Annotated in this window: 12 protein-coding genes; 4 read left to right on the top strand and 8 right to left on the bottom strand. The window is 37.1% G+C overall.

Going from position 1 to position 13,180, the window contains the following annotated elements; all coding sequences use genetic code 11:
• Positions 1-153: 153 nt before the first annotated feature.
• The 4 genes from EG339_RS10960 to EG339_RS10945 form a co-directional block, all read right to left on the bottom strand.
• The gene (locus EG339_RS10960) at positions 154-2,238 is read right to left on the bottom strand and encodes a type IA DNA topoisomerase (protein WP_123870214.1); all 2,085 of its coding nucleotides are present in this window, start codon (positions 2,236-2,238) and stop codon (positions 154-156) included.
• 11 nt (positions 2,239-2,249) lie between these two features.
• The gene (locus tag EG339_RS10955; RefSeq protein WP_123870213.1) at positions 2,250-3,638 is read right to left on the bottom strand and encodes a DUF3945 domain-containing protein; all 1,389 of its coding nucleotides are present in this window, start codon (positions 3,636-3,638) and stop codon (positions 2,250-2,252) included.
• A 72-nt stretch (positions 3,639-3,710) separates the two neighbouring features.
• Positions 3,711-4,010: a helix-turn-helix domain-containing protein gene (locus EG339_RS10950; protein ID WP_078764479.1), complete on the bottom strand. Its 300-nt coding sequence runs from the start codon at positions 4,008-4,010 to the stop codon at positions 3,711-3,713.
• A 400-nt stretch (positions 4,011-4,410) separates the two neighbouring features.
• Positions 4,411-5,253 carry an RteC domain-containing protein gene (locus EG339_RS10945; protein WP_112376611.1) on the bottom strand — a complete coding sequence of 281 codons (843 nt, stop codon included), beginning with the start codon at positions 5,251-5,253 and terminating at the stop codon, positions 4,411-4,413.
• A 581-nt stretch (positions 5,254-5,834) separates the two neighbouring features.
• On the opposite strand from EG339_RS10945, the gene EG339_RS10940 reads away from it, so the two are divergent.
• The 3 genes from EG339_RS10940 (at position 5,835) to EG339_RS10930 (ending at position 8,330) form a co-directional block, all read left to right on the top strand.
• Positions 5,835-6,446 carry a Crp/Fnr family transcriptional regulator gene (locus EG339_RS10940; RefSeq protein WP_112376420.1) on the top strand — a complete coding sequence of 204 codons (612 nt, stop codon included), beginning with the start codon at positions 5,835-5,837 and terminating at the stop codon, positions 6,444-6,446.
• 221 nt (positions 6,447-6,667) lie between these two features.
• Positions 6,668-7,813 (top strand): C10 family peptidase, encoded by a 1,146-nt coding sequence (locus EG339_RS10935; protein WP_164466429.1) that lies wholly within the window; start codon positions 6,668-6,670, stop codon positions 7,811-7,813.
• A 19-nt stretch (positions 7,814-7,832) separates the two neighbouring features.
• Positions 7,833-8,330 (top strand): hypothetical protein, encoded by a 498-nt coding sequence (locus EG339_RS10930; protein WP_112376418.1) that lies wholly within the window; start codon positions 7,833-7,835, stop codon positions 8,328-8,330.
• 1,054 nt (positions 8,331-9,384) lie between these two features.
• Here the strand turns inward: EG339_RS10930 and EG339_RS10925 are convergent.
• The 4 genes from EG339_RS10925 to EG339_RS10910 form a co-directional block, all read right to left on the bottom strand.
• Complete coding sequence (locus EG339_RS10925) at positions 9,385-10,290, bottom strand: helix-turn-helix domain-containing protein (RefSeq protein WP_123870212.1); 906 nt, start codon at positions 10,288-10,290, stop codon at positions 9,385-9,387.
• Positions 10,291-10,369: 79 nt separating this feature from the next.
• Positions 10,370-10,897 carry a TetR/AcrR family transcriptional regulator gene (locus EG339_RS10920; RefSeq protein WP_123870211.1) on the bottom strand — a complete coding sequence of 176 codons (528 nt, stop codon included), beginning with the start codon at positions 10,895-10,897 and terminating at the stop codon, positions 10,370-10,372.
• 42 nt (positions 10,898-10,939) lie between these two features.
• A complete protein-coding gene (locus EG339_RS10915) occupies positions 10,940-11,203 on the bottom strand; it encodes a hypothetical protein (RefSeq protein ID WP_123870210.1) in 264 nt (87 codons plus the stop codon).
• Positions 11,193-11,624: an SRPBCC family protein gene (locus EG339_RS10910; protein ID WP_123870209.1), complete on the bottom strand. Its 432-nt coding sequence runs from the start codon at positions 11,622-11,624 to the stop codon at positions 11,193-11,195. Before EG339_RS10910 ends, EG339_RS10915 begins: the two co-directional genes overlap by 11 nt.
• Positions 11,625-12,122: 498 nt before the next feature.
• Here EG339_RS10910 and EG339_RS10905 point away from each other — a divergent pair, with 498 nt between their 5' ends.
• Positions 12,123-13,163: an efflux RND transporter periplasmic adaptor subunit gene (locus tag EG339_RS10905; protein ID WP_123870208.1), complete on the top strand. Its 1,041-nt coding sequence runs from the start codon at positions 12,123-12,125 to the stop codon at positions 13,161-13,163.
• Positions 13,164-13,180: the final 17 nt, after the last annotated feature.

Below are 13,180 nucleotides of genomic sequence, written 5' to 3'. Positions count from 1 at the left end.
AACTTTATAGCGGTAAACCTAATCAGCTAGAGGAGCAAAGTTTGATTTGGTACCTAACCTTTCCTATTCTTACCTTGATATTCCCATTACACAAAAAAAGCCCGGAACCATTCGCGGTCCCGGACTTCACTAACCAAAAAATCACATCATGAACTATTTGTATTTACCTTTATTTTTTTGTTCAAACTCAAAGGATGTCGAGCCGGACCCATCCAACAGGATATAAGCATTGAATGCTTTCTTATTTCTGCCGACCATCTTTTTAATCAATGGACTTCTACCTTTTTTTAGAAGGGCATCAATTTCCTTATAACTAAGTTGTACACCGCAGATATTGCGAAATAAAACCCACCCACAGCCTTCATCTGTACATTTAACAACTTTTTCCCGTAGAACCACCTTACCCCTACATTTCGGACAGTACAGATCCATACTATCCGTAGAAGCCCTTCTTACGTTCAGTAATTCACTGGTTATTTCATGTACTGCAAGCTCAACCTCCGCATGAAAAAGTTCAGCATCAATCTCTCCATTCTCAATTTTCTCAAATGCAATCTCCCACTGCGCGGTCATTGCGGCATCAGCAATTTTCTTGTCCCCAACAATTTCATAAACGAGCATGCCTTTATCGGTGGGAACAATACTCTTTTTCTCCCGAACGATATATCCCCTGTCAAAAAGAGTTTCGATAATGGCGGCCCGTGTGGCAGGTGTGCCGATACCGATGTTTTTCAGGATTTTTCGTTCTTCCTCATTTTCAACTGTGCTGCCTACATTTTCCATTGTCGCAAGCAGGTCCGCTTCCGTATAGAGCATCGGGGGTTTTGTTTTCTTCGCAAGTACGTTTACAGCATCAATGTTCAGCTGCATTCCGGTTTGGAGATCAGGAAAAGCAGTGACAAGATCCTCACCTTCCTGCTCAAAATTTCCATTGATCACCTTCCAGCCAGCAGAAGTAATCCTGATCGCTTTCAGTTTAAAATTATAATGCAGAACTGCGATTTTTATATCTGTAATTTCCCTATGACATGCGGGTGAAACTGATTCAAGAAGACGTTTTGCAATCATGTCATATAGAGCATCTTCACTTGCTTCCAGTCTGGTAGGGATATTTTCGGTAATCAATATTCCGTGATGGTCGGTAACCTTCACATCATTTACAATATGCTTATTATAGCGTTCCCACTTGATTTGATCAACAGCTTCCTTGCATGAACTCCGGTAACCTAAAGCGAGGATTAATGAAGGTATTTCAGCCCAGATATCCTCCGGTATATATTTAGAACCCGTTCTTGGATAGGTTATAAATTTCTTTTCATAAAGTTTCTGGGCAATCTCAAGTGTCCGTTCGGCAGAATAACCCAGCTTTTTATTCGCCTCTTTCTGCAATCCCGTCAGGTCAAAAAGCAGTGGAGCCTGGATCGTACCCGATTTTTTTTCAACCTCCTTTATCTCTGCAACGCCACAGCGTTCAAGCGTACGCAGGATAGATTCGGCCTTTTCTTTATCATGCCATTTATCCTCGGATTGGCTTCTGAAACTTATTCCTTCTTTTATCAAGGATAGTTCCAGCTGAAAATAATCTTTGACCTCAAATGCTTTATGTGCAAGGAAACGCTTACAGATAAGCGCAAGTGTAGGTGTCTGCACTCTTCCCAGCGAAAATAGACCATCACCCATCGCAATGGTAAGCGACTGGGTTGCATTGATTCCTACGAGCCAGTCACATTCCGACCGTTCCCTACCAGCTTCAAAAAGACCGTTAAATTCACTTCCCTGTTTTAGATTTTGAAATCCGTGGATAATTGCCTTTTCGGTCAGGCTGTTGATCCACAACCGCTCAAAAGGTTTGCTGCACCCGAGATATTGATAGATGAACCGAAAAATCACTTCACCTTCCCTCCCGGCATCCGTAGCAACAATAATACTACCACACTTCTTAAATACGGAGCCTATTATTTCAAGCTGTCTTTTTGAACCCTCATCATACACATACCCATTACCAGATTTCACCTTTCTGCCATTCAGTTTGAATTCAGAAGGAATGATGGGGAGGGATTCTTTATTGAATCCCTTAATCCCATAATCCTCCGGCATCGCCAGTCCAACAAGGTGTCCAAATGCCCAGGTCACAAGAAACCCTCCGCCCTCAAAATAACCGTCCCTCTTCTCTGTAGCCCCTACAATTCTTGCCAGTTCATAGGCCACCGAGGGCTTCTCTGCTATGATCGCTTTCATAAGGTAAGGATTTAATGTATTTTCGGCCCTCTGGCATTTTCCTTTTTAGGAGCATTTTTCTGCGCGTTATTGGCTGTAGCATCCTGTTTTGTTGCCTGTCCCTGAACAGTTCCCTGAGTTTCGGACTGTTTCTGAGCTTTCTCCTGCTGAGGGTTGTCAAAATCGAAGTCCAGCTTACCGGTTTCCTTATTTTGCCAGACGTACCCTGAATAAAGCTTCGTTCCTTCTAGGTTAACAATATCTTTCATAAAAATGACTTCACCATTCTCTAAACGTTTTTTATCCTTCTCCTCCAGCACCTTACCTCTAAATTCAGGCGGAATGGCATAGTTCTGCCCCTGCTGTTGTCCTTCACTCTGTCCCGCAAACACCAGCTTTTTGGCATCTGCGCTATATTGCAGTTGCTGATTAAAAACTTCACCTGTCTTTGTATTGACCATGCCTTCAACAAGAACTGGTCTTCCTTCCAGTAGTTCGGCTTTCTGTTCTGCATTTAACCTAACTCCACCAAACTTTTCACTGATTTTAATGAGATCTACCGGAAAAGATACGACCTCATTCGTAAGTTTATCGATGCTGATCAGCGATTTTACTTTTGTCCCGTCAGAATAGTTTGTAAGTTCGGCAACCCGCCCCATGTTTCCTGTCTTTTTTAAATTGTCTTTATCTTCCGCAGTAAAAACATGGCCGTAAAACTGATTTTTTAGATCCGGTTCGAGACGGACACCATGTGCCATCACCACGACCTGATCACTATCTTTTGGTTTTCTCAGTGAAAGCCGTGCATCTCCTTTCATGACTATACCATCGAAATTTCCTTCAATCCTGTAAATTCCGTCAGATTTGTACCCCTTTAGCAGCTTATCCAGCTGGCCGTTCTTTTCAAGAAGCGCACGGTTCAGGTTTAGTTTTTCAAGGGAGGTCCAGTCTATCTCCTCCACTTTATACTTGTAAGCTGATTTGGTTTCATTTGTTGGCGCTGCGCCTTCCGATGTTTGATTTGTTTCCATATTTTTTTGATTTAATTTGTTGTCATACTTAATCTCAAGTGCATCCAGAAGCTTGTTACCTTCCGGCGTAGGATGGTCTATCGCTTTCTGTAATTTTTTGGCAACTTCATTCAGGTCGATCTCCGGGCCCCTGAAAAAACGGAATGATATGGGGTCATTAAGCCTGCGCCAGAAATTCGAAAAGAAATTGCTCAAGGCATCTCCCTTATCAACACGCATAAAATCCAGTAAATTTGACTTTTTGGGGTCTGCTGTTTGGAGATTACCCTCTTCATCTACCCCTTTGACCGCTTCAATACGGTTTTTCTTCTTGTCAAGCACTAAAAGGATATCTGATAATGCTTCCAGTTCTTGCGGCTGGTTTTCTTTAGAAATAGTTTGTTCGCTCATAATAAAAAGTTTTTACGTTGATCGAATCTATACTTTGTTGGGTGCTTCGTCAGGTGGCTATCCGATGTTTTCCTACTTAGGCGTATATTTACCACCATGATAACTGTCACGGATAAACTGCTGGACATCGGAACTTTTGTAGAACACCTTACCGCTTACGGTAAAGTATTTGATCTTTCCGATTGTGCGGTAGCGTTGAAGGCAGCGATAGGTTATTTTTAGCATCTGCAGGACATCCTGATTATCCAGCAATTCTTCGCCGTCTACGCTTAGTCTTTTCTTTTCCCTGTTTTCAAGATCACCCGAAAGGATATCTAAGCGCTTCATGATTCGCTCCATCCAATTCAAAAATTCTATTCTGTCGATATTCATAGCATTCGCTGTTTGGTTTACAGATCCAAAATTGACCTAGTTTTTCCGGCTATTTCTACCAGCGTGGTTAGTCATATCTAGCCATAAAGGATTTTTTTTCACTTTTTTATGACCCAATAATCATTAGCGGCAATGTTCTTAGGCTGACTTAATGGGTAGCCCATGACTGAACATGACTAAAGAAAGGCATAGTGTAAAACAGTAAAAGTTTCTCTTAATTTGGTTGTTTGGGGATTAATAAGTTGGGATCTCTATTAACAAAAAGAGACGGTCTAAAAAAGACCATCTCTTTATATCTAAAATGACATTTAATTCCAATTATAATTCAATTATGTCCAGCAGTTTCATAATGCTGTAAAAACATCCGATGAATATTACGAGCAGATCTACCAAAATTTTATCAATCGTTATCCATATACTGTTCAAGTGAATTTTTTAGGAAATGAAGGTACCGTGCTCGCTGACCGGCCCTGAATTTCATCTGATAAAATGCATGATGAATATCGCCAAGGCTAACCTCAAATATATCCTCAAACATTTGGCATATCTTCCGGATACCTGCTCTTCCGTTGGAAACACTTCGTGAGATATGAAGTGCATAAATAAGTTCAATAAGCGCATTTTTTGAATCCGTCCAGGAAAATTCACTATCCTCATTTATATCTACCAGCTCATCTTTATGGTTGTGCTCCACCCTAATGAATTTTCCACTAAGATAGGAATGATAGAGATCATAAGCATTGATCTGCGCGACCTTATAATCATAATAGGTTGAAAAGTCCCTATCAACCTCAAAGAAAAAGCTGTCAACTCCATCAAAGTAATTGATGTTTCCGAGCCGATAATAATATTCATCTTTGTCTGATCGTCCGGCACGGTAGTAACTGTAAAAATCGGATGAGGATATATGCTTCTTAAAATCCTTATTTAGCAACTTCATCTGTTCACTGTAATATGATTCGATAAGTTCAGAATTCAAAGGACTAAAGGCTTCTATTTTTATAACTTTATTGTAAAACATAAGCCGTCCCAGTATCTCAGGTTTCACACGTTTAAAAAAAATAATTTCATCAAGAATACTGTCAAATCCTTTAATATTGATTTGCCCTTTTAATTCTGTTAAAGTTTTGTCAAGAAAAGAGACCATGTGATAAGCTTCATCAATAGCACTTTTCTTGCTTCTTGATACACTTATCTCTTCTTTCTCGATAGATAATAAAATGTTTTTATATGCCTGTTTCATATGATTATTTTTTAAAGTGATAATGCCCCACACTTTAAAATATATCCCATCTTATTGAGATAAAACAAAATTAAATATACACTATAATTTATTTCACATCCATTGACTATAAGGGTGTTTAATTATTTGTAGCAACATAATTGGTATCCGCTGGCATTTAATAAAAATCTGACTTTACCAATAAGTTTAATTATTACCACATGGGAATTGATAGCTTTAAATAAAAAAATATTAATACTACAAGGAAATTAGACTAATCTTTTATTAAAAGTAATGACATAACTATTGCTTAGCTTTCCCATGATAATTCTGGACTATACTACTTTGTTAAAGTCCTTTCAACAAAAATCTAAAACTTCTTCCATTTACTAGATAGGTCAAAGGGAACTCTAGTTTGTTTAATAAATGTACCTCTTTTCATAGATCAACCTTCTGTAATATGGCTTTCAGAATAACAAATTAACCACTATTTATACTGAATATTTTTGATAAAAGGCAAAAAAGAGCATGTTTAATTAAAATTTTTCACGTATATTCCAGTATCATTACTAACTACACATTTAATCTTTCCGAAAATAAGAATGAGAAATATTGTAAGTACAGAGGAAGAGAATATAGCTAAGGAATCCTTATTGGGCTTTCTCGGAAGTATTCATTCGATGTCGCCGGAACTGCGTGCTGCCTTATTCTCAAATACATATTTGCAAAAAGTAAATAAGAAGCATATTCTACTCGATATAGATGAAATCCAAAAATCTCTTTTTTTTATTGTTAAAGGAGTAGTTAGGTCTTACTATCTCGATAGCTTTGGTAAAGACACAACTTCATGGATACTTTTTGAGGGGGATCTTGCAATCTCCGTATATAGTTTCTTTAGTCAGAAGAGGTCTTTTGAGGTATTGGAGACTGTAGAAGATTCAAGTCTTTTGGTGCTTAGCCATGAAAAATTAATGGAGCTTTATCATTCGTTTCCAGAATTCAATTATATTGGTAGGATTCTAACTGAAACTTATTACATTAAAGCCGAAGAAAAGGCAAACGAATTACGTGTCTTTAGTGCAACAGAGCGCTATCTGCATCTACTTGAAAAATACCCTAATATTATTGCACGTATTCCTTTAGGTATGATCTCTTCATATCTTGGAATAACTCAATCTACATTAAGCAGAATTCGGGCTAAAAAAGAATTTTAAATATATTTTCAGTTTTTCTTAAATTATTTATCTGTAAATCTCAAAAAAACTCTCTAAGATTACACAAAAGTGTAGTTTTCAAACCTTAATGCAGAGTAGGTTAATATTTTATTTAACTTAGAAAATAAATAAAATCTAAACTAACAACCATTATGAAAGTACTCAAGTACATTTTGCTGGGCATCACCTCTCTAGGCATCCTTTCCTGCCAAAGAGATGACATGTCAATTACTAAGAAAGACAAATACAACGTTACTACCACCGAAGCGAGAGATTTGGCAGGTCTCGCCAGCCAAGTATCCTCCAAAACATCAAAGCAGGCAAGTGGAAAGACGGGAGAATCAAAACAACGAATTGTGAAAGAAGTGATTGCTTATCCCAACGACGAATCTCCCTCTTTTTATATTATAAATTATGTCGATGAGGGTGGATTCATCCTTTTGGCGGCAGATAAGAGATCAGTTCCGGTAATTGCGTCTTCTGCTCATGGAAATTTTATTTTCAATGATAAAACAAGTCCGGAGCTAAAAAGTTGGGTAGATGCTACCGCGGAGTATATCCAGAATATTGAAAAAGACAAATCAAATCGGGCAGTAAATTCCTCGACCGTAAATCCACTGTGGGACGGGCCATGTCCTGATGCCATATTCAGGGGCATAGATCCTGAGTTCGGGATCAATACCGTTTGCGAAATGGAACCTTGTAATTATCAAGATGTTGAAATTGCACCTAAAATAAATACTACATGGGGGCAAGGTGTGGGATACAATGACCAGCTGATAAATATGTCATGCACCAACTATAGCAATGGCCGTCCTCCCGTGGGTTGTGTTGCGACAGCTATGGGACAGGTGATGAAGTACTATAATTATCCAACATCGTATAATTGGAGCGCAGTGCCACTTACATACCCTACTTCTGAAACCGCAAAATTAATGAAGAACATTGGTCAGGCAGTCAGCATGGACTGGCAATGCAATGGATCAGGTGCCGATACGCAAAACGATGTTGCTACAGCGTTCAGGAACAATTTCGGCTACTCATCTGCAAAATATATGAATTTTGATTCTTATAAAATGATAACTGAACTACAGGCCGGAAGGGTGCTAATCATGAGAGGCGGGCAAAATGTGAACGGTAACTACGCAAACGGACATGCATGGGTAGTAGAAGGCGGCAGAATGACCTGGACCTGCGATTGGAACTGGGAAACCGGTCAGGTAATAGGCGCATATAGTAACACCTACGGCTATATGAACTGGGGCTGGAGCGGTATTGACAATGGCTATTATCAGACCGAGCACCTGAACAACTCAGGCGGTTCTTTTAATTATAAAACAGGAATGGTTTACGATATCCGTCCATAATTTACTTAAATTAGAAAATATGAAATTAATATGTCTGGTAGCTGTCTTCTTAACATTGGGTTCTTGTAAGAAAACGGAAAATAATGGCGGATCGGTAGTTGTAGACCAATATTTAAAGGTCTCTTTTGTAAGCTCCGAAAAAAATGATCTTTTAAAAGAACTAGGTAATACAAATATTTCCAAGCTTAGACTGTATTATCTTAAGGAAGGTAAGAAAACCATGTACTATAATCCCAATCTTAGTGATCCTTATGGAATCCAATTAATAGTGCCTAATGAACAAACAAATCCGTCCCCTTATCAGCTACAACTTTTGCTGAACAATATAGGAACACTGGGTGAAAATGTCAGTTCGACTACCTATTTAGACTGGGGAAACGGTAAAGAAGACACGATTGTAGGCTATTTCTTTAATGATGCAGATAACCGAATTCTCACAAAATTCAAATTCAATGAACTAGAAGGAGGACTAAAAGAAAAGCTTGGATTGGTTATTGTCAGAGACAAAATCAATTAAATAATCTTTGTGTATGATTATCCTACCTTAATAATGAGGTGGTTTCTTATAAGGAACCACCTCATTATTTTTTATATCCTTTTTTTAATACCTTCTATTAATTGGCTCAATCTGTTCATCTTGTATTTACATGTCGTATGATTAGGAAAGCGTAGGAAAAAATACGTCACGAATTCTTTAAGCTTATTTATTTTTCAAAAAGTTCTCGATTTTTGTTCAATCAAGGTAGTTGGTATGATCATATATTTAATAAAGTCCTCCGGATATTTTTTCTAAAAAACCAAATATTAATTATACTAAAATTGTTTTAAGATAAATTTTGAAATTACTCAATATAGAAGAATGAACGAATAAATTAAAGCTCCCAAAATCAATTAATATTTCTGTTCATTCGTAAAACCAAATTTATAAACATATAAAATTAAGAAGATGAAAGAAAAATCGAAAAGACCACCTCCAACTTTGCAATCATTAAAAATAGTAAGCAAAACCTACAATTCAGCCCCACAAAAATTGTTAGGAATTTGCTATAACTTAAAGTGAACAAACAATTATAAGTAAATAAAATCTATGGATAATTCTCTTAAAATATCATCCAGTAATTTTGACCATAAAACAAAAATAGAGTTGGCAATTTGCCAACTCTACAATATCTATTTTAAGAAAAATAATGAAGTAAACACGTATGCTCGCAGGATTCGAACTGATCATTTGATTCATAACTCATTATTTTTCAATAAAATAGAATCAACAAATAGAAAATTGAAGCAAGAAAAGTTCGAAAATAAAATCCTTTATAGATATATCAATGAGATTCGAACTTTTTTCACAAAAATACAATCTATTATTTTTCAGACAGTTATACGTAAAATCCAGTTCAAATCTTGCACCAAATGGTTCAATGACAATCCTTGCAAGTTCACTTAAAGAGGCAACTATTTGATAGGTGCCTCTTTTTTTATACCAATATCTCCTCCTGAAAGATAATTATTAATAGACCGTAAATATATTTATAAAACAATTTTAGAAGTTTAGATTATTTCGGAAATTGTTCTTATTTCATTTTTGTCCTGAACATCTTGGGAGACATTTTCATTTTCTTCTTAAAAAATTTACCAAAGAAAGACTGGTCACTGAAATTCAGTTTATCAGCAATCTGAGTGATTGAAAGGTTTGAATGTAATAGCATGTCACGAGCCTCAATGATGACGGAGTTGGTGATAATGTTACGGGTTGATTCCCCGGAGGCCTCTTTCACGATACGCGTCAGGTAGCTCGGGGTTACAAAAAGTTTCTCAGCATAAAATTCAACGGTTCTTTCTTTTTTGGAATGCTCAGAAAGCAGAACAAGAAACTGATTGAGAAGATCCTTCTTTCTTGACGTTTTAGGATCGATAATCCTCACATCACTACACCGGTATAATACCATCAACTCAAGAAGCAGCGCATTAAAATAATGGTTAATCATGTCTTTTGAGTAATAACCGTCCTGCGCTTCTGCCAGACCAATCTTATCAATCAGGAACCCTAAGGTTTCCCTTTCATTAAATCCGGGATGCAGAATCGGGGTATTTCTTTCTGAAAAAAAGATAACCTCATTGATATAATTCATATGACGGATATTCTTCTGAACAAAAGAATCATTGAAAACAATCCCCTTTGCCCTGACGTAAGAACCCTTACTGGCCGGATGAAGAATTGAATTGGGGGTAATAATAATAAGATCATCCTTTTTGATATTTATTTGTTCAAAATTGATCTGCATACTTCCTTCCCCTTCTGTAATCAGCATAATGGCGCAATTGTCTGTTCTAAAAGGGTATTTGTAAGAGTTTTCATCAAGATCATGCGATTCCCGGATGATGAAAAAATCATTGTTGCTTTTTTGATCATCGGCATTCTTATCGATCATTTTAAACAGATCGTGCAGATTATGAAAAACAATATCTTTATAAGTCATAACTTTAATAGGAATGTTAGTAAAGGTAATAATTAAGGCTCAGGATTAGGCTATATATCCGAAAATTCATCCATATAACTTACTTTAAAAATAAATTTATAATTCTTTCAGCTCGTTGATGATAGAAAGATGATGACAATACAATATCTGATTTTTTCCTAAGAAAATCAACAGAGACATGAAAGCCCGAAACCATAGAAACCAGATCAGTAAGAAACTGCAAAGGGCTGCTGTAATTTGTTTTCCCTTCACTGATGCAGACCGAAATCTCGGGAATCATTTCAGTGAGTGGGAAAAATAATTTCTGTCCGAATTCTGAAAATTCATTCTGAGTAATGATATAAATATCCAGATAAGGATATTTATTATTTTTTTCAGTATTATAATTAATATATCTTTCAAGCTTCTGCTTCAGTGAGAGATCTTTAATATCATTCCAGGAGGGAGCAGGAAATTCATTAATTATCTCATTAATGATGATGTACACAAGATAGGCTTTCGTACGGAAATAATAATGTATTACTGTTCTGTCTATACCCACGCTTTGTGCAATCTGCTGTGTTGTGGCATATAACCTGCCTTCCACAAAAAGCAGATATTTGGCCATTTCCTTTATTTTTTCTTCAGTATTCAAGATCTTGCCGGTGAATTATGGATTTCCGGATATGATATGACCCATCCCTGCTTTTGAGATATTCCGTCCGATAATAGAGAACTCTGTTTTATACAATTCAAATACCGGTTTAAGCTCATTTTCGGAAAATAAAGTTTCAGAAGATACACTCAATAGCCTGAAATTATTGTCGAGATATTCGCATTGGCAGTTGGGAATTGTTTCAAGAATATCTTCCCTAAGCCAGAAAGCATCTATAATTTTTTTGAATTTTGTTTTAAAAAGCACATTATTTTTCATATCTGTTTTTTATCTGTTCAACGATTATCGTAAGATCTTCCGGAGTATCTCTCACAATTCTTTTCATTACCAACAAACTCCACAACCCAGCTAAAAAACCTGAAACAGAAGTAATAATGGTTATTTTCAATCCCTCCTCTGTATCTTCCATCAAATATTTTCTGTACAGTTGGGCTCCGGCAAGCCTGATTCGGAATGTGAAGTGTTCAGAAGGTATAAATTCCTCTATAACACCTTTCGCTGTCAGAAAATTACGATGCTTTACTTTAAACAGGCTTAGTTTCCCGACTTTCGGTGCAATACATTCTGAACGTTCAATATTGAAATCCCATTCACTCCAGTGGTCAATATCTGTAATCAGTTCCCAAACTTCTTTTTTATCAATCAGTCTGCTGGTAACAGATACAGCAAGGCTTTTCATCCATTTCCTTTTATATTGGTTAATAATGCAAATTTCTGCAGTGAAATACGAATATAAAAGGTCTGAATTCGCTGTAAACTGGTCAAAATCTGAACAAGATCATGAACTGTAACTATTTCTTGAGTTTTTATTGTCCGGCAAAGAATATTTAGAACACTTAGAATTTTCAGGGAAACACCTTTTGAATACTCATAAAAAGACATTTTTACCAGAACTAAAAGGAATGAATTCGATACTGCGTTGTATCCTTTTTACTATACCAGCATAAAGACTCATGAACGCATTTGGGATATCAGGCAAATATCAATCTTTATGACCCTTAAAAATTCTTGAAAAAAGAAGTGATTTGTATTTAATACCCGGATACCCTTAATAAATGGTTTCGGTTTAGACCAATATCAGACAAAAACAGACCTTTTACCATGTATTTCCTTACCTCAAATTTGCATCGTGAACCAATTTACAATTGAATTCTCTTTAATAGTTAAAATTTATTTTATGATAGTTAAAAAAAAGAAAAGTCTTTTTTTATTAGGAAGTCTGTTATTACTTTCAGCATGTGGTGGAAAAGAGCAGCCAACAGTTAAAGCTGAGCCTATAAAGGTTGATGTTCAAAAAATAGAGTTGGTTTCCCGGCCGGAAACATTCTCTTACAGTGGGAATATTCTGGCAGACAATAGTGTAAACATTGGTTTTGGTGTTTCCGGCCGTGTGACTGCAGTGTATGTTGAGGAGGGTCAGCGCGTATCTAAAGGCCAGCTTTTGGCAGCCATTGAAACCAGTACCTATCAGAATGCCTTGGCCGTTGCCGGTGCAGGAATGGAGCAGGCTCAGGACAATTTCAACCGTCTCAACCAGCTTTATCTAAAAAAAAGTTTACCGGAAAGAGATTATATTGCCGCAAAAGTAGCACTGGCGCAATCTAAAGCCAATAGGGATATTGCCATGAAAAATCTTAGAGATACCAAACTATATGCGTCTTTTTCAGGTATCATTTCCCAAAAGCTTACCGAGGCCGGTGCCACGGCAGCACCCGGTGTTCCTGCATTTACTATCGTAAAAACCGATAAGGTATATGCAGCTGCATCCATTACAGAGAACGAGATCAGCTCCCTAAAAACAGGAGATCCTGTAGAGGTTTCCATTCCAAGTCTCAATCGTACAATTCACGGAAATATCACGATCATTAATCCTCAGGCGGATAATAATTCCAGAACATACACTATAAAGATACGTCTCGACAATCCCGGAGGCCAGATACTTCCAGGGATGATCACAGATATCAACATCAATACCGGCAAAAGCAAAGATGCAATTATCCTGCCTGCTCAGGCAATACTTAAAAATCCTGATGGTTCAAGCTATGTGTATAGCGTAAAAACCGCTAAAAACATTGCCACAGCATTTAAAAAGAGAGTGGAAATGCAGAACATGGCAGGCACCAGCGATGTAACCATCAAAAGCGGACTGGCCCCGGATGACCAGGTAGTTATTTCCGGGCAGACGCGTCTGGAAGATGGCAAACCTGTTAAGTTTTAATTCAAAAAGAAATGAAA

The sequence above is a fragment of the Chryseobacterium bernardetii genome (genome assembly GCF_003815975.1).
Lineage (GTDB): Bacteria > Bacteroidota > Bacteroidia > Flavobacteriales > Weeksellaceae > Chryseobacterium > Chryseobacterium bernardetii.
Note: the sequence above shows the minus strand (reverse complement) of the source record. Positions and strands in the feature narration are given on the sequence as shown.